At 69.9% G+C, this 16,127-nt stretch carries 14 protein-coding genes and 1 pseudogene; 9 read left to right on the forward strand and 6 right to left on the reverse strand.

Features of this window, described 5'->3' with window-relative positions:
* The 3 genes from dnaA (at position 1) to ABAZ39_RS00015 (ending at position 4,234) form a co-directional block, all read left to right on the forward strand.
* Entirely contained in the window at positions 1-1,557 is a 1,557-nt protein-coding gene (dnaA, locus tag ABAZ39_RS00005; RefSeq protein ID WP_038525529.1) for a chromosomal replication initiator protein DnaA, read from the forward strand.
* A 199-nt stretch (positions 1,558-1,756) separates the two neighbouring features.
* Positions 1,757-2,941, forward strand: coding sequence for an extracellular solute-binding protein (locus ABAZ39_RS00010; RefSeq protein WP_200885624.1), 1,185 nt, complete (start codon positions 1,757-1,759; stop codon positions 2,939-2,941).
* A gap of 231 nt (positions 2,942-3,172) precedes the next feature.
* Entirely contained in the window at positions 3,173-4,234 is a 1,062-nt protein-coding gene (locus tag ABAZ39_RS00015) for an ABC transporter ATP-binding protein (protein ID WP_038525531.1), read from the forward strand.
* Between the two features lie 6 nt (positions 4,235-4,240).
* On the opposite strand, the gene ABAZ39_RS00020 is transcribed toward ABAZ39_RS00015, so the two are convergent.
* The 3 genes and pseudogenes from ABAZ39_RS00020 to ABAZ39_RS37630 all read right to left on the reverse strand — a co-directional run.
* Positions 4,241-5,857 carry a copper resistance CopC/CopD family protein gene (locus ABAZ39_RS00020; RefSeq protein ID WP_038525534.1) on the reverse strand — a complete coding sequence of 539 codons (1,617 nt, stop codon included), beginning with the start codon at positions 5,855-5,857 and terminating at the stop codon, positions 4,241-4,243.
* A 15-nt stretch (positions 5,858-5,872) separates the two neighbouring features.
* The gene (locus ABAZ39_RS00025; protein WP_038525536.1) at positions 5,873-6,400 is read right to left on the reverse strand and encodes a YcnI family copper-binding membrane protein; all 528 of its coding nucleotides are present in this window, start codon (positions 6,398-6,400) and stop codon (positions 5,873-5,875) included.
* 193 nt (positions 6,401-6,593) lie between these two features.
* Positions 6,594-6,920: pseudogene (locus ABAZ39_RS37630) on the reverse strand (DUF2946 family protein); the annotation flags it as partial.
* A gap of 143 nt (positions 6,921-7,063) precedes the next feature.
* Between ABAZ39_RS37630 and ABAZ39_RS00030 the strand changes: the two are divergent.
* On the forward strand, positions 7,064-7,948 hold the full coding sequence (locus ABAZ39_RS00030) for an ABC transporter permease (protein WP_038525537.1): 885 nt from the start codon (positions 7,064-7,066) through the stop codon (positions 7,946-7,948).
* 10 nt (positions 7,949-7,958) lie between these two features.
* Complete coding sequence (locus tag ABAZ39_RS00035; RefSeq protein WP_038525540.1) at positions 7,959-8,768, forward strand: ABC transporter permease; 810 nt, start codon at positions 7,959-7,961, stop codon at positions 8,766-8,768.
* A 119-nt stretch (positions 8,769-8,887) separates the two neighbouring features.
* Here the strand turns inward: ABAZ39_RS00035 and ABAZ39_RS00040 are convergent, their stop codons facing one another.
* Positions 8,888-9,130 carry a hypothetical protein gene (locus tag ABAZ39_RS00040; RefSeq protein WP_035670021.1) on the reverse strand — a complete coding sequence of 81 codons (243 nt, stop codon included), beginning with the start codon at positions 9,128-9,130 and terminating at the stop codon, positions 8,888-8,890.
* 162 nt (positions 9,131-9,292) lie between these two features.
* Between ABAZ39_RS00040 and ABAZ39_RS00045 the strand changes: the two genes are divergently transcribed.
* The 3 genes from ABAZ39_RS00045 to ABAZ39_RS00055 are packed head-to-tail and all read left to right on the forward strand — an operon-like array spanning position 9,293 to position 12,457.
* Positions 9,293-9,709 carry an acyl-CoA thioesterase gene (locus tag ABAZ39_RS00045; protein ID WP_038525544.1) on the forward strand — a complete coding sequence of 139 codons (417 nt, stop codon included), beginning with the start codon at positions 9,293-9,295 and terminating at the stop codon, positions 9,707-9,709.
* A 7-nt stretch (positions 9,710-9,716) separates the two neighbouring features.
* A complete protein-coding gene (locus tag ABAZ39_RS00050) occupies positions 9,717-11,120 on the forward strand; it encodes a multicopper oxidase family protein (RefSeq protein WP_038525546.1) in 1,404 nt (467 codons plus the stop codon).
* On the forward strand, positions 11,117-12,457 hold the full coding sequence (locus ABAZ39_RS00055; protein WP_051657708.1) for a class I SAM-dependent RNA methyltransferase: 1,341 nt from the start codon (positions 11,117-11,119) through the stop codon (positions 12,455-12,457). The genes ABAZ39_RS00050 and ABAZ39_RS00055 overlap by 4 nt, the downstream gene beginning before the upstream one ends.
* Before the next feature lie 67 nt (positions 12,458-12,524).
* Here the strand turns inward: ABAZ39_RS00055 and ABAZ39_RS00060 are convergent, their stop codons facing one another.
* Both ABAZ39_RS00060 and ABAZ39_RS00065 read right to left on the reverse strand, forming a co-directional pair.
* On the reverse strand, positions 12,525-13,733 hold the full coding sequence (locus ABAZ39_RS00060) for a class I SAM-dependent rRNA methyltransferase (RefSeq protein ID WP_038525551.1): 1,209 nt from the start codon (positions 13,731-13,733) through the stop codon (positions 12,525-12,527).
* Positions 13,734-13,849: 116 nt separating this feature from the next.
* On the reverse strand, positions 13,850-14,380 hold the full coding sequence (locus ABAZ39_RS00065) for a hypothetical protein (protein WP_038525553.1): 531 nt from the start codon (positions 14,378-14,380) through the stop codon (positions 13,850-13,852).
* A 246-nt stretch (positions 14,381-14,626) separates the two neighbouring features.
* Here ABAZ39_RS00065 and ccoN point away from each other — a divergent pair, with 246 nt between their 5' ends.
* Positions 14,627-16,123: a cytochrome-c oxidase, cbb3-type subunit I gene (ccoN, locus tag ABAZ39_RS00070; protein ID WP_014238794.1), complete on the forward strand. Its 1,497-nt coding sequence runs from the start codon at positions 14,627-14,629 to the stop codon at positions 16,121-16,123.
* Positions 16,124-16,127 lie beyond the last annotated feature (4 nt).

Consider the following 16,127-nt stretch of genomic DNA (forward strand, 5'->3'; position numbering starts at 1 on the left):
ATGTCGGTCGGCGCGTCGTTGGATCAGCAGTGGGCCCGCATCCGGGGCCGCCTCAAGGACGAGGTGGGCGAGATCGCCTACCGCAGCTGGCTGCAGCCGCTTTCCTTCGCCGGAATCCGCGGCGGGGAGGTGCGCATTGTCGTGCCCACCCGCTTCATGCGCGACTGGGTGCTGACCCACTACGCCGACCGCATCCGCAACCTGTGGGCCGGCGAGAATCCGGACGTCCTGTCCATCGACGTCGTGGTCGCCTCGGCCAACGCCCCGTCCATGCTGATGCCGGAATTGACGTCGGATGGGGACGCGGGCGAGCCGTCGCGCGACTCCGCTCCGGCCGACGGCGCCGCCAGCGGCGGCCCGGTTCCCCCGGCGCCCGCCCCGCGGGCCGCGGCGCTCAGCCAATCCGCTCCCTATGGAGCCGCCTCCTACGGGGCCAATTCCTACATCGGCTCGTCCTATTCGGCGGGACCGCCCTCTTTCGCGTCGGACGAGTCGCCCACGGCGGTCGCCTCGGTGCTGGAGGACCGGACCGACATCTCCGCGCCGCTGGACCCCCGCTTCACCTTCGAGAATTTCGTGGTCGGCAAGCCGAACGAGCTGGCCCACGCCGCCGCCCGGCGCGTCGCCGACGCCACCTCGGTCACCTTCAACCCGCTGTTCCTCTACGGCGGGGTCGGGCTCGGCAAGACGCACCTGATGCACGCCATCGCCTGGCAGATCCGGCGGAACGATCCGAACCGCAAGGTGATCTACCTGTCGGCGGAAAAGTTCATGTACCAGTTCATCCGGGCGTTGCGCTTCAAGGACACCATGGCCTTCAAGCAGCAGTTCCGCTCGGTGGACGTGCTGATGATCGACGACGTGCAGTTCATCAGCGGCAAGGACAGCACCCAGGAAGAGTTCTTCCACACCTTCAACGCGCTGGTGGACCAGAACCGTCAGGTCATCATCTCCGCCGACAAGAGCCCGTCCGACCTGGAAGGCATGGAGGAGCGGCTGCGCTCCCGCCTCGGCTGGGGCCTCGTCGCGGACATCCACCCGACCACCTACGAGTTGCGGCTGGGCATCCTCCAGGCCAAGGCGGACGCGCTGAACGCGGCCATCCCGCTGAAGGTGCTGGAGTTCCTCGCCCACAAGATCACCTCCAACGTGCGCGAGCTGGAAGGGGCGCTGAACCGCATCGTCGCCCACGCCGAGCTGGTCGGCCGGGCCATCTCGCTGGAATCGACGCAGGAGGTGCTGCACGACCTGCTGCGCGCCAACGACCGCCGCGTCACCATCGACGAGATCCAGAAGCGGGTGGCGGAGCATTTCAACATCCGCGTCGCCGACATGCATTCGGCCCGCCGCGCCCGCGCCGTGGCGCGCCCGCGGCAGGTCGCCATGTATCTCGCCAAGCAGCTCACCGCCCGCTCCCTGCCGGAGATCGGTCGCAAGTTCGGCGGGCGCGACCACACCACCGTGATGCACGCGGTGAAGAAGGTGGAGGAGTTGCGCACCACCGACCCCGCCTTCGCCGAGGACGTCGAGCTTCTCCGCCGCATGCTGGAGAGCTGACGACTTCGAGACGGTCCCTTGGGCCGTTACAGGTCGATGAAGTTTGCGCCCACTCCCGCTTGAGCCATGGACGGCGCCCGGATATCGCGGCACAGTTGCCGCTGCGGCGGAGTCCGGCTGGACCGGCCCCGCGGCCGGCCCCGCGATGGGCATGGCCGGCATGAATTCGGGCCAATAAGAAAAGGGGAGAGCAGGTGCCATGACCAAGGTTCCGGAAACCACCAGCTTGGAACAGCGCTCCAGCGCCGAGACGCAGCGCGCCGCCAAGGGCTTCACCCGCCGCCTGCTGCTCCAGGGGACCGCCGCCGCCGCGGGCGTCGCCGCGGTCGGCCCCTTCATCCTGCGCGAGGGCCGCGCCGCGTCGGGCAGCGTCAAGATCTTCTCCTGGGCCGGCTACATCAGCCCGGACATGCTGGCCGACTTCGAGAAGAAGACCGGCATCAAGGCCACCCTGACCGAATACGGCACCAACGACGAGCTGCTGAACCAGCTCAAGGCCACCGGCGGCGCCGGCTTCGACATCATCCACCCCACGGTGGACCGCGTGCCGAACTATGTGGAGTTCGAGCTGGTCCAGCCGCTGGACGAGTCGAAGGTCAAGTGGGACGGCTGCCTGAAATCGGCGGTCGAGGGCTCCGCCGCCATGGGCGGCGTGGTCGGCGGCAAGCGCTTCTTCGCGCCCGCCGACTGGGGGACCGAGGCCATCGCCTATGACCAGTCCAAGGCGCCGCTGACCTACGGCACCGCCAGCTACGGCGACCTGTGGAAGCCGGAGCACGCCGGCAAGGTGACGGTGCGCGGCCATTCCGGCCTGATCGGCATCGGCCTGTGGCTGGAAGGCCAGGGCAAGCTGCCCCACCCGATCCGCGAGCAGTTCAAGGACGAGGCGAAGGCGCGCGCCAACTTCGACGCGATCCTCCAGGTCGCCTCCGCCAACAAGAAGGCCATCGGCCAGTTCTGGTCGAACGAGAACGAGGCCCAGGGCGCCTTCCGCACCAATGGCTGCGTCATCGGCCAGACCTGGGATTCGACGGCGGTCGCCCTGCGCAAGGAGGGGCTGCCGGTCCGCTTCCTGGCGCCCAAGGAAGGGGCGCTGGCCTGGATGGAGGGCTTCGCGATTCCGGCCAAGGCGGCGAACCTGGAGCAGGCCTACGCCTGGATCAACTGGTTCTACACACCGGAGGCGGGCGCCCTCTACACCAACCATTCCGGCATCTCCAGCACGGCGGTTGGGGCGGAGGCGCATCTGTCCGACCTGAACAAGCAGTTCTTCGCCGACGCCTATCCGGGCGACGCGCTGCAGAAGCTGTGGTGGTGGCCGATCCAGGAGGCTTGGTACGTCTCCATCCGCAACGAGTACCAGGACCGCTTCCTGGCCGCGTGACAATTCCCCTCTCCCCTCCGGGGAGAGGGCTGGGGTGAGGGGGATGCGCTTTGGCCGGACGTACCGTCACGCGCAACCCCCTCACCGGCCCTCTATGCGCTTTGGCCGGACGTACCGTCACGCGCAACCCCCTCACCGGCCCTCTGGGCCACCCTCTCCCCGGAGGGGAGAGGGCTAAGGGCGGCGACGTGTGATCGCCCCACAAGGGATTGACCTTCCAATCAGGTGCCTATGAGTCAGGACGTCCAGCTCGAGTCCGTCACCATGCGGTTCGGTTCCGTCACCGCCGTCCGCGACGTGTCGCTGACGGTCGGGGCGGGGGAATTCTTCAGCTTCCTCGGCCCGTCGGGCTGCGGCAAGACCACCATCCTGCGCATGGTCTCCGGCTTCATGGAGCCGACGGAGGGTGCCATCCGCATCGGCGGCCGGGACATGCGCGGCATCGGCCCCAACAAGCGCCCGACCGCGCTGATCTTCCAGAATCTCGCCTTGTTCCCGCTGATGACGGTGGCGGAGAACATCGGCTTCGGGCTGGAGGTGCGCGGCGTGCCCTCGGCGGAGCGCCAGGGGCGGGTGCGCAAGCTGCTCGACCTCGTGGCCCTGCCGGACGCCGCGGAGAAGAAGGTGACGGAGCTGTCGGGCGGCCAGCGCCAGCGCATCGCCATCGCCCGCGCGCTGGCCGTGGAGCCCGCCGTCCTGCTGCTCGACGAGCCGCTGTCGGCGCTGGACCTGAAGCTGCGCCAGCACATGCGCGCCGAGCTGCGCGACCTGCAGAAGCGGACCGGCGTGACCTTCATCTACATCACCCATGACCAGGGCGAGGCGCTGACCATGTCCGACCGGATCGGCGTGATGTCCAGGGGCGTGCTGGAGCAGGTGGGCGACGGACGGGCCATCTACGACCATCCGGAAACCGCCTTCGTCGCCTCCTTCGTGGGGGAGAACAACCGTTTTGCCGGCACCGTCGCCGAGTCGGCGGGGGGCTTGGCCGCTCTGGACACGCCCCGTGGCCGTCTGGTCGGGCGCAACCCGCGCCGCCTCTCGCCCGGCGACCGCGCCACCCTGTTCGTCCGGCCGGAGCGCATGGCGGCGGGCGCGGGGGCGGAGAACGCGCTGGAGGCGCGGGTCACCCACCGCGATTTCGAGGGCGCCTTCATCAACGCCTTCCTGGAGGGCGGCATCACCGTCCAGGTCCCGCATCTCGGCGACGAGCCGCCGCTGACCCCCGGCGAACCCGCCCGCATCGCTTTCCGGGCGGAGGACGCCGTGGTGCTGCCCGACGCGCCGGCGTAAAGCCGTTCAGCGACCCACGGGGACAACCGCGCGGAAGGGCACCTTCTCGAAGTCGCTGACCAGGGCGTCCAGCCGCACCGCCCAGGACCCGGCCACCGGCAGGGCCACCCCGTCCGCCGCGTAGACGCCGGGCGCCACCTTCGGCAGGGGGCGGGTGATGCCCTCGATCCCGGCGGCGGGCAGGGCCAATTCCGCCGACACCTCCAGGGCGTCGATCGGCGTGCCGTCCGGTCCCGTCAGGCGCATCTCGACGCGGTTCGCTCCCGGCGTCGCCGGGGTCACCGTGACGATGGCGGTGCGCCCGCGCGCCACAACCGCGGTGCTGAAGCCCGCCGGCTTCTCGGCGAAGACCGGCAGGGCCTGGGTGCGCGGCGGCGGTGTGGTGCCCAGCCCGGCGGTGAACAGCACGACCAGCGCGGCCACCACCATTTCGGTGTGGACGCTGGCGCGCAGCCGGACCGCGGCCTGTCCGCCCATGACCTCCAGCCGCGGCGTCAGCCGCCAGCGGTTGATGGCCGCCAGCGCCAGCAGGGCCAGCGCGCAGACGATCTTGCCGATCCAGATCTGGCCGTAGGCGGTGGTCAGGATGCTGCGCGGGTCGGCGATCTGCAACACGCTCAGCCCCGCCCCGGCGAGCAGCAGCACCGCCACCGCCGGAACCGCCCAGCCCGAGAAGCGCCGGACCAGCCACAGCGACTCGGCCGGCGGCTCCGTCCGCAGCAGCACGGCCAGCGGCCAGAAGCTGCCGATCCAGAAGGCCACCGCCAGACCGTGCAGGGCGACCAGCGGCACGCTGAGCCAGCGCGGCTCCGCGGTCGCGGCGTGGCCGGTGGCGGCCAGCGCCAGCGCTGCCCCGACCGCCCCGATGACCAGCAACACGCGGCCCATCGTCCCGCGGTCTTCCAGCGCCAGCCCCAGCGCGGCGGCAATCAGGCTGAGCAGCGCCAGCAGGACGCTCGGCCCCGCCGTGCTGGTCAGGCCGGCGATCCAGGGCGAGGCGCCGGCCAGGGCGGACAGCGGCGCCCCTTCCAGCACCGCGCCGGCCAGCCCGGCGCTCAGCAGCGCCACCAGGGCGGCGACGCCGACGCCCAGGCACAGGCCGGGGCGCAGGCGGCGGTTCAACGGACTCCAGCGCCCCGCCACCAGCACCAGGAACAGCCCGCCGCCCACCGCGGCGAGCAGGCTTCCGTAATGGGCCGCCCGGACCGCCGCCGCGGCCAGCAGCGTCGCCGGCGGCGTCGCCCCGCCCAGCTCCGCCGGTCGTTCCGGTTCCGCACCGATCCCGAACAGGAGCGATCCGGCGACCGGGTGGCCGTCCGCTGAGCTGACGCGGTAGCTGAGGATGTGCGTCCCCACCGCCAGCCCGCCGGGCAGCGCGATGCGCAGCGCCCCGTCCCCGGCGGCCGGGGCGGGCAGGGGAAGCGTCACCCCGCCGGGACCGATCAGCGTCACCGACACCGGCCGCACCGGCTCGTTGAAGCGCAGCACGGCCTCGGCGGGCGGGCTGTCGAGCCGCGCCCCGTCCTCCGGGGCGCTCTCGACCAGCACGGCATGCGCCAAGGCCGGCGCGGACAGGGACAGCAGCATCAGGGCGGCGACCCACCCCACGACCAGCCGGCGCATGCGTTTTTCCTTCCCTTACGGCTTGGCGGTCAGGGTAACGCCGGGGGCCGGCTCCTTGTAGTCGTGGTCGGTCTTGCCCGGTTCCGGGATCTCGATCCAGCGGTGCACGCCCGTCTCGCATTCCTGCACCACGGGGAAATAGACCACGGTGCCGGGGGCGGCGTCGGGCAGGCGGGCGCGGAAGACGAACTCGTCGTAATGGGCGTCGGGCAGCGAGCCGCCGGTCCAGGCGATCTCGGTGACGCCCTTGCTCAGCGACTCGCCGTAATAGTCGTAGGCCTTGGCGTACTGGCCTTCCTTGGTCGTCAGGGTCCAGCCGGGCTTGGGCATCGGCTTCACCGCGATGACCCCCTCCGGAATCTGCACGCGGAGGGCGACGGTGGGGGAGGCGCCGCAGCCATGGCCGACGCGCAGCACGCCCTTGTAGGTGCTGGCGGCGGGGGCCTGCTTGGTTTCCAGCGTGGTGTGGGCGAGGGCGGCGGACAGGGGCAGGCAAGCGAGGACGGCGGCAGCCAGCAGGGCGCCGCGGGTGTTGCGGATCATGGGAACTCTCCGGTGTGTGCACAGGCGCCGGGTTTGGCCGTAGGGCCTGGTTCCGACCGACGGCGTCTCCGTTTCCGCAGCGCGGCCCCCACCCCGGCCCTCCCCCGCTTGCGCCCGGGCGGAGAAGGCGCGCGGGGCGCGGCCGGCCCCCGCCTCGTCGTCCGCGGGCAGCGGAGCGGCGGCCAGCCACGATCCCGGCCGGCGGCAGCGGGGCCGGCGCCACGGCCGGACCCAGCAGGGACCCGCCGCCCAGCGACAGGCAGATCGGGCAATAGGTGATGTGGCCCGGCGTGCCGTCGGGGACGGGACCATGGTCGGCGTGCGGCGCGGCGGAGGCGTCGGGCGCGGCGCCGGAATGGCAGATCGAGCCGGCCATGGCGAACGGCACCGACTCCGCCAGCACCCTGGCCAGCGGCGCCGGGATGTGGGTGGCCATGACCAGGGCGTGAAAGATCAGCACCAGCGCGGCGACCCACGCTGTTGCCTCCCTCATCACGCCGGATGTCCGCCATGCACGCATGACCCCACTATGGGCACAGTCCAAGCCTCAAAAAAAGGCAATAAAGTTGTGGTTATTGGACGGGGCATGGCCTCGCTTGCGCTCCGGACCTGGGTCATGAGAGGCTTTCGATCCTAGTATATCGGCGGGTTGGGGGAGTGGTCATGGGCGGCGTGCTGCGCCGGTACGGTCCGGTTCTGACCGCGGCGATCCTGCTGGCGGTGGCCGCGTGGCTGCTGCTGCTGGTCGTGCTGCCGCAATTGCTGATGGTGGATTTCTCCTTCCGCCCGTCGCTGCCGCCCAGCAAGGCCGGCGGGCCGGAGGACGTCTACACGCTGCGCAACTACGCGACGCTGTGGACCAACCAGATCCATCTGGCGATCTTCCTGAAGACGATCTGGGCGAGCAGCCTCGTCACCGCGGTGACGCTGGCCGTCTGCTACCCCATCGCCTTCTACATGGCGCAGGTGGCGCCGCGGCGGCGCCTGCCGCTGCTCGTGTTGATGCTCGTCGTGCCCTTCTGGATCAACGAGTTGCTGCGCACCTTCGCCTGGTACATCATCCTGGCCTTCAACGGGCCGCTGAACGCGCTCCTGGTCGGGCTGGGCATTTTTTCGGAGCCGCAGCGGCTGCTCGGCGGCGACGCCGGGGTGATCATCGGGATGGTCTACGTCTACATCCTCTTCATGGTGTTCCCGATCATGAACGCCATGGAGTCGCTGGACCGCAACCAGATCGAGGCGGCGCGCGACCTGGGGGCCGGCTGGCTGCGCATCCACCGCCGCATCGTCATCCCCCACGCCAAGCCGGGCATCGCGGTCGGCTGCATCATGACCTTCATGCTGGCGGCGGGCAGCTACGCCGTGCCGGCCCTGCTGGGCGGACCGCAGAGCCGCTGGTTCACCGAGGTCATCTACAACTGGTTCTTCGAGGGTGGGAACTGGAACCAGGGGGCGGCTTACGCCTTCATCCTGCTGATCCTGTGCGTCGTCTTCATCCTGCTGATGATGCGGCTGTTCCGCGTCGGCCTCACGGATATTGCGAAATGATGGGGCCGACATGACCGCCGCAAGTTTCCGCCGCTGGGTCACCGGGGCCTATCTGGTCCTGTTCTTCGGCTATCTGTTCCTGCCGCTGGGGATCATGGCGGCGGCGACCTTCAACAGCAGCCGCTTCCCGACCGTCATCCCCTGGATGGGCTTCACGCTGCAATGGTTCGGCGCCCTGTGGGCCGATCAGCGCATGTGGCAGGCGCTGGGGACCAGCCTGCTGGTCGGGGCGGGGGTGATCGCCGTGGCGGTGCCGCTGGGGCTGGCGGCGGCGCTGCTGCTTGACCGGCTGCACAGCCGGGCGCGGACCTTCCTCTACGCCGTGATGGTGTCGCCGCTGCTGACGCCGGGGGTGATCGTCGGCATCTCCACGCTGGTCTTCTGGCGGGAGTGGTTCGGGGTGACCGGCGGCCTGTTCCTGACCATCCTGGCGCAGTCGAGCTTCATCGCGGCCTATGCGATGCTGCTGTTCCTGGCGCGGTTGCAACGGTTCGACCCGACGCTGGAGGAGGCGGCGCTGGATCTGGGCGCCACCCACGGGCAGGTGTTCCGGCGGATCACGCTGCCGTATCTGACGCCGGCCATCCTGTCGGCGTCCTTCCTGGCCTTCCTGCAGAGCTTCGAGAACTACAACACGACGCTGTTCGTCCGCGGGCTGGACACCACGCTGACGGTCTACATCGCCTCGAAGGTGCGCACGGGCCTGACACCCGCGGTCAACGCGCTGTCGCTGATCCTGATCGCGCTGACCATCCTGGGCGCCGTCGTCTACGAAATCCTGCGCCGGCGCGAAGCGCGCCGGCAGCCGGACCCCGCGTGACGGCGGCGCTTGAAGCGGATGTTCATCCGCTTCGGACCGCGACGGCGGTCCCGGCCGCACATGCGGCCGAAGCCCGCCGGCGAATGAGGCGTTAAAAACTAAAGCGAACGACGTTCGCTTTATTCTTCGCTCTCGTCCGCGTCGGCTTCGATCTGGGCGGCCAGATCGCGCAGCATGTCGATGACGTCCTCGTGGCTGGTCTCGTCCACGGCGGTGTTCACGGCGGCCTCGATCATGGCGACGGCGATGTAGGGGCCGAGGACCCCGCCTTCCTTGATCGCCGCCTCGAGATGCTTCTCGGCGACCGACAGGGCCTTCTCGAAGAGGGCCTCGGCCGTCTGGTTGGTGCTGTCCTTGCTCATCTTGCGGTCCGTTGCGGGTGTATGGTGCGACTCCTATAACACCGGCCCGCCCGGGTTGGCGCGGCAAATCGGGACGGTGCGGGGAATGACCGTCATGCCCGGGCTTGCCCCGGCCCGCCGCACCGGCCACATTCGGCCGGAACCACCATCCGACAGGCGACCATGACCGATCCGACCCGCCCCGACCTCTACCGTTTCTGGATCGCGGAGCATGTGCGCTTCGCCGACCTCGACGCGCTCGGTCACGTCAACAACAACGCCATCGGCGTGTATTTCGAGCAGCTGCGCGTGTCGCTGGTCCATGAGTGCGGCGGTTTCCGCGGCGAGTCCCCCTGGACCGTGGTGCTGGCGCGCAGCGTCATCGACTACAAGGCGGAATTGCGGTTCCCGGCGGACATCCGCGTCGGCGCGCGGGTGGCGAAGGTCGGCAACACCTCCGTCGTGCTGGGGGCGGCGATCTTCGAGGGCGACCGCTGCATCGCCGTACAGGAGGCCGTCTGCGTCATCGTCGACAAGGACAGCCACCGCCCGACCCCGGTGCCGGCCGACCTGCGCGACGCCCTGGCCCGCTACGTGTGAGGACGCCGTGCCGCCGTTTCTCCCGCTGACCCGCCGCGATCTGCTGACCGGCTCCGCCCTGCTGGCCGGGGCCGCTCTGCTGCCGCGCGCGGCCCGTGCGGCGGTGGGGGAGGGGACGGCGGTCCACCTGTCCGCCGGTCCGGCCCGCGCCAGTCTGGCGGGGGCGGGCTTTCCCGACACGGCGGTCTGGGCCTATGACGGGCGGATTCCGGGGCCGGAGCTGCACTTCCGCCAGGGCGACACGGCGCGCATCGCCTTCGCCAACGCGCTGCCGGAACCGACGACCATCCACTGGCACGGCCTGCGCGTCCCCAACGCCATGGACGGGGTGCCCGGCCTGTCGCAAGCCGTGGTGCCGGCGGGTGGGCGGTTCGACTATGAATTCCCGCTGAAGGACGCCGGCACCTTCTGGTACCACCCCCACGTCAACAGCGGCGTGCAGGTGGCCCACGGCCTGACCGGCGCCTTCATCGTGGAGGAGCGCGAGCCGATCCGCGTCGACCGTGACCTGCTCTGGCTGCTCGGCGACTGGCGACTGACGAAGGAGGCGGAACTGGCCGGCGGGTTCGGCCATCCCATGGACGCCACCCACGCTGGGCGCATCGGCAACACCGTCACCATCAACGGCGCCGTCCGGGACAGCGTGCCGGTCCGCGCCGGGGAGCGTGTCCGTCTGCGCCTGATCAACGCGGCGAACGCCCGCGTCTTCGCGCTCGACTTCCAGGGGCACGCGCCGCGGGTGATCGCGCTCGATGGCCAGCCGGTGACGCCGCACGCCCCGCCGGACGGCAAGGTGGTGCTGGGACCCGGCCAGCGCGCCGACCTCGTGATCGACATGGCCGGCAGGCCGGGTGAGGGGTTCGACGTGGTCGACGGCTTCTACCCGCGCATGGCCTACCGGCTGACCCGCCTGACCTACAGCACCGAGGCGCCCCTGCGCGACTCGCCGCTGGACGCCCCGATCGCGCTGCCCGCCAACCCGCTGCCGGAGCCCGATCTCGTCGGCGCCGTCCGCCAGGACGTGGTGCTGGACGGCGGGATGCACGGCGCCATGCCGAAGAACGCCGGGCCGCGCGGCCCCTTCTGGGCGCTGAACGGCGTGGCGGCCATGGGGCATCACCACCTGGAACCGCTCATCACCGTCAAACGCGGTCAAACGCAGGTGACGGCCTTCGTCAACGAGACCGGCTGGTGGCACCCCATGCACCTGCACGGCTTTCCCTTCCGCGTCCTCTCGCGCAACGGCCGGCCGGCCGAACACCGCGAGTGGCGCGACACCGTCCTGCTCGGCCCCCGTGAGACGGCCGAGATCGCCTTCGTGGCCGAAGAGGCCGGCGACTGGATGCTCCACTGCCATGTTCTGGAGCATCAGGAGACCGGCATGATGGCCGTCCTGAGAGTGACCGCGTGAAACGACCCGCCCCCAAACACCGCCCGTCCCCCCGCGGCAGCGAACCCCGCACCGCTACCCGCACCGCCGAGGTGACCGTCACCGAGGTCGGCGCCCGTGGCGACGGCATCGCCAGCTTCGACGATGCCAAGCTCTTCGTGCCGCTGACCGTTCCCGGCGACCGCGTGCGAGTGGCCGTGAAGGAGGCTGCCAACGCCAAGGGAGACGGCCTGCGCGCCGACCTGCTAGAGATCCTGGAGCCCGGCCCGGGACGCGCCGCGCCGCCCTGTTCCCATTTCGGAACCTGCGGCGGCTGCACGCTCCAGCATATGGAGGACGCCGCCTACGCCGCCTGGAAAGTCGGGCTGGTGCAGGGCGCGCTGGCCCGCGTCGGGCTGGGCGACACGCCCCTGGAGCCGCTGTCCCGGACGCCGCCGGCCGCGCGCCGCCGCGCCCGCTTCGCCGCGCTGAAGCGAGGGCGCCGCGTCTGGCTCGGCTTCAACGAGCGGATGAGCCACCGGCTGACCGACTTGGCGGAGTGTCCGGTGCTGCGGCCCGGCCTGTTCGCCCTGGTGGAGCCGTTGCGCGGGCTGCTGCTGTCGGTTCTGCCGGACGGCGGCGGCTGCGACGTGATCGCCACCGACCTGGAGGGCGGGATCGACCTCGTGCTGGTCGGCCCGCGCAGCCTGGACCGCGCGGCGCGGGAACGGCTGGTGAGCTTTGGAGAGGAATTCGGAGTTGCCCGCATCTCCTGGCAGGCCGATGAACGGCAGCCGGATGGCCGCGGCACGCCGGAGCCCATCGCCCATCGCCGCCCGCTGGCGGTGTCCTTCGCCGGCCTGCCGGTGACTCCGCCACCCGGCGCCTTCCTCCAGGCGAGCGCCGAGGGGGAGGCCGCCCTGGTCGCCGCCGTCCTCGCCAACATCGGGGAGCCGAAGCGGGTGGCCGACCTGTTCGCCGGGCTGGGCACCTTCGCGGTCCCGCTGGCCCAGCGGGCGGCGGTTCATGCGGTGGAGGGGGACGCCCCGGCGCTGGCCGCGCTGAACAAGGCGGCGGGGGCGCTGCGCCTGACCACGGAGCGGCGCGACCTGTTCGAGAACCCGCTGACGGCGAAGGAACTGGCGCGGTTCGACGCGGTGGTCTTCGACCCGCCGCGCGCCGGCGCCGCCGCCCAGGCACAGGCGCTGGCCGGGTCGAAGGTGCCGCGGGTGGTGGCGGTGTCCTGCAACCCGGCGACCTTCGCCCGCGATGCCCGGACGCTGGTGGACGGCGGGTACGTGTTGAGCCGCGTTTATCCCGTGGACCAGTTCCTGTGGTCCGCCCACGTCGAGGTCGTCGGGGTGTTTAGCCGCCCGTAGGGTCCGCTAAGGGGACCACGAAGGCACGAGGATCATCCCCATCCTCGTGCCTTCGTGGCGAGGCCCCTCAGTCCAGCTGCATCACGATGGCCTTCAGATAGGCCGACTCCGGCAGATGCGGGTGCACCGGATGGTCCGGCCCGGCCCCGGCGCTGCGCAGGATGCGCCCGGTCCGTCCGGCGTCGTGCAGGCCGCGGGCGACCTGCTCGGCGAAGGTCGGCGGGTCGACGTTGTGGCTGCACGACGCGCAGAGCAGGAAGCCGCCCGGCGCCGTGATCTTCGCCGCCAGACGGGTCATCTTGCGGTAGGCGCGGCAGCCGACGGCGAGGTCCTTCTTGGACTTCACGAAGGCCGGCGGGTCGGCGATGACGACCTCGAACGTCTCACCCTCGGCGTTCAGCCGCTCCAGTTCGTTGAAGGCGTCGGCGCGGCGTGCCTCGAAGCGGTCGGCCACGCCGTTGGCCTCCGCGGCGCGGGTGGCGTTGTCCAGCGCCCCCTGCGAGCGGTCGACCGACACCACCGACGACGCGCCCTCGACGGCGCAGAGCACGCCGAAGCCGCCGTTGTAGCTGAAGAAGTCGATGGCCCGCTTGCCCTTCGCAAGCTTGGCGATGAAGGCGCGGTTGTCGCGCTGGTCGTAGAACCAGCCGGTCTTCTGCCCGCCCAGCGGGTCGGCGAAGAAGGTGGCGCCGTTCTCCTCCAGCCGGATCGGGCCGTCGATCTCACCCTTCACCAGCCGGCTTTCCTCGGGCAGCCCCTCCAGCGCGCGCTGGGTGCTGTCGTTGCGCAGGATGACCGCGCGCGGAGCCAGCACCTCGTCGATGGCGGCCAGGATGGCGTCGATGCGCTGGTCCATGAAGACGCTGTTGGCCTGCACCGTCACCACATCGCCGTAGCGGTCCACGATCAGCCCCGGCAGCCCGTCGGCCTCCGCGTGCACGACGCGGTAGTAGGGCCGCTCGAACAGCGCATCGCGCATCGCCACCGCGCTCCTCAGCCGTCCGGCGAGGAAGGCGTGGTCGACCACCGTCGCCGGGTCGCCGGAGAGCATCCGCGCGGCGATCAGGGTGTGCGGGTTGAAGGTGGCGATGCCCAGCGGTTTCCCACCGGGGTCCAGCAGGCGCACCGGGCTGCCCGGCGGGATGGCCTTGGCCGCCGTGTCCATCTGGACTTCGTTGGAATAGACCCAGGGGTGGCCGTGCAGGACGCGCCGCTGGCGGCCGGCCTGCAGATGGATCGCCCGGTACTTGACGGGGGTGGTGGGGGTGTCGGTCATGATGGCGCATCCTAGCCGCTCGCGCCCGCCGAGCAAACGGTCACATCGCCGGAGTCGTGGGAAACGGAGGGTGGAGTCGCGGGAGGGGGCAGGGCGCCGGCCCGTTCCGGCGGGACTTACGGGATGCCGAGCGGGCTTTCCGCCTGCGACCGATGCGCGCGGTTGTCGTTGGCGCCGTCCATCGCCTTGCACAGCCGCAAGGTTTCCGTGCGGTGCCCGTCCTGGTGAAAGCAGGTCAGCAGGGACCCGCGCGACCCGGTCTCCCCGGCCAGCAATTCCGGCAGGGAGGTGTGGATCGCCGTGCATCCGTGGCTGCGCGCCAGACGATCCATGGAGCGCAGCAAAGTCTCCGCCGGACCCGTCATGTCGAACAGGTCGAGCACGACGAAATTCTCCACGGCCAGAATTCGGCCATGGCGAAGATGCTCCGCAATAGCGTATGAGAAAAGTCCATGGAGGTACCCCCGTGCATTCTGCACGGTCATGATGCCCGTCGGCGTCGCGGGGGTATCAACCGGCCCGATAAGTGCTGCGGCAAATGCGCGCCATTGCTCCACCGGCAAGTCCGGGAAGATGGCCCGCACCAGCGGATAGGCCTGGTCGATCTGACGCTGACCGAGAGGTTTCGCGATGAAGCTTTCGTCCATGCCCGTCCGACCGCGTGAAGGACGGTGAACGATGGCAGGCACCGGTAAGACCGGTCGTTGACGTAGATCAATGTTGCAAGGTCCACCCCTACACATATTGGGATTATTGGAGGCAGGCGCAACCGGCGTCCGCATAAGAAGTGCATCGTATGTGAACCTGCCCCCCTCCTTAACAGTACGTACCCAGCGGTGGTGCAACCTCAGGGGAAGCGGCCCGAGCCGCCCGGGGCAAACGGGAGAGATTGAATGACATCAGCGACTCTGACGCCAGGGGCCGCCCTGGGCAGCCAGCGGGTGTCGGAAAATGTGCGTTACTACGAAGACGCCGTCCGACTCTTCGTCATCGCTGCAGTGTTCTGGGGCGTCGTCGGCTTCCTCGCCGGCGTCTTCATCGCGCTGCAGCTCGCTTTTCCGGCGCTGAATCTCGGCCTTGAGTGGACGAGCTTCGGGCGCCTGCGGCCGGTCCACACGTCGGCCGTGATCTTCGCGTTCGGCGGCAACGTCCTGTTCGCCACCTCGCTCTACTCCGTGCAGCGCACCAGCCGCCAGTTCCTGTTCGGCGGCGAGGGCCTCACGAAGTTCGTCTTCTGGAACTACAACATCTTCATCGTCCTGGCGGCGCTCAGCTACGTGCTCGGCTACACCCAGGGCAAGGAGTATGCGGAGCCGGAGTGGATCCTCGACCTCTACCTGACGGTCATCTGGGTCCTCTACGCCATCCAGTTCGTCGGCACGGTGATGACCCGCAAGGAGTCGCACATCTACGTCGCCAACTGGTTCTTCATGGCGTTCATCCTGACCGTCGCGATCCTCCACATCGGCAACAACGTCAACGTCCCGGTGTCGCTGACCGGGATGAAGTCCTACCCGTTCGTCTCGGGCGTGCAGAGCGCCATGGTGCAGTGGTGGTACGGCCACAACGCGGTCGGCTTCTTCCTGACCGCCGGCTTCCTCGGCATCATGTACTACTTCGTTCCGAAGCGCGCGGAGCGGCCGGTCTATTCGTACCGCCTGTCGATCGTGCACTTCTGGACGCTGATCTTCCTCTACATCTGGGCCGGCCCGCACCACCTGCACTACACGGCCCTGCCGGACTGGGCGCAGACGCTGGGCATGACCTTCTCGGTCATGCTGTGGATGCCGTCCTGGGGCGGCATGATCAACGGCATCATGACCCTGTCGGGTGCCTGGGACAAGCTGCGCACCGACCCGGTCCTGCGCTTCCTCGTGACGTCGGTGGCCTTCTACGGCATGTCGACCTTCGAGGGCCCGCTGATGTCGGTGAAGCCGGTCAACGCCCTGTCGCACTACACCGACTGGACGATCGGCCACGTGCACTCCGGTGCGCTCGGCTGGGTGGCCTTCATCTCCTTCGGCGCGATCTACTATCTGGTCCCGGTCCTGTGGAAGCGCTCGCAGCTCTACAGCCTGCGTCTGGTCAGCTATCACTTCTGGACCGCCACCATCGGCATCGTGCTCTACATCACCGCCATGTGGGTGTCGGGCATCATGCAGGGCCTGATGTGGCGCGCCTACGACAACCTCGGCTTCCTCCAGTACTCGTTCGTCGAGACGGTCGCGGCCATGCATCCCTTCTACGTGATCCGTGCTCTGGGCGGCGTCCTGTTCCTGGCTGGTGCCCTGATCATGGTCTACAACCTGTGGCGCACGGCCAAGGGTGACGTCCGCATCGAGAAGCCCTATGCCTCCGCCCCGCACAAGGCGGCGGTCGGTGCGGCCTGACGCC

It is taken from the genome of Azospirillum argentinense (genome assembly GCF_000632475.1).
In the GTDB taxonomy this organism is placed as follows: Bacteria; Pseudomonadota; Alphaproteobacteria; order Azospirillales; family Azospirillaceae; genus Azospirillum; species Azospirillum baldaniorum.

What these genes read in the sequence shown, in the direction of transcription:
- dnaA (WP_038525529.1), top strand. Translation starts at nt 1, where the DNA reads ATGTCGGTCGGCGCGTCGTTGGATCAGCAGTGGGCCCGCATCCGGGGC.
- ABAZ39_RS00010 (WP_200885624.1), top strand. Translation starts at nt 1,757, where the DNA reads ATGACCAAGGTTCCGGAAACCACCAGCTTGGAACAGCGCTCCAGCGCC.
- ABAZ39_RS00015 (WP_038525531.1), top strand. Translation starts at nt 3,173, where the DNA reads ATGAGTCAGGACGTCCAGCTCGAGTCCGTCACCATGCGGTTCGGTTCC.
- ABAZ39_RS00020 (WP_038525534.1), bottom strand. Translation starts at nt 5,857, where the DNA reads ATGCGCCGGCTGGTCGTGGGGTGGGTCGCCGCCCTGATGCTGCTGTCC.
- ABAZ39_RS00025 (WP_038525536.1), bottom strand. Translation starts at nt 6,400, where the DNA reads ATGATCCGCAACACCCGCGGCGCCCTGCTGGCTGCCGCCGTCCTCGCT.
- ABAZ39_RS00030 (WP_038525537.1), top strand. Translation starts at nt 7,064, where the DNA reads ATGGGCGGCGTGCTGCGCCGGTACGGTCCGGTTCTGACCGCGGCGATC.
- ABAZ39_RS00035 (WP_038525540.1), top strand. Translation starts at nt 7,959, where the DNA reads ATGACCGCCGCAAGTTTCCGCCGCTGGGTCACCGGGGCCTATCTGGTC.
- ABAZ39_RS00040 (WP_035670021.1), bottom strand. Translation starts at nt 9,130, where the DNA reads ATGAGCAAGGACAGCACCAACCAGACGGCCGAGGCCCTCTTCGAGAAG.
- ABAZ39_RS00045 (WP_038525544.1), top strand. Translation starts at nt 9,293, where the DNA reads ATGACCGATCCGACCCGCCCCGACCTCTACCGTTTCTGGATCGCGGAG.
- ABAZ39_RS00060 (WP_038525551.1), bottom strand. Translation starts at nt 13,733, where the DNA reads ATGACCGACACCCCCACCACCCCCGTCAAGTACCGGGCGATCCATCTG.
- ABAZ39_RS00065 (WP_038525553.1), bottom strand. Translation starts at nt 14,380, where the DNA reads ATGGACGAAAGCTTCATCGCGAAACCTCTCGGTCAGCGTCAGATCGAC.
- ccoN (WP_014238794.1), top strand. Translation starts at nt 14,627, where the DNA reads ATGACATCAGCGACTCTGACGCCAGGGGCCGCCCTGGGCAGCCAGCGG.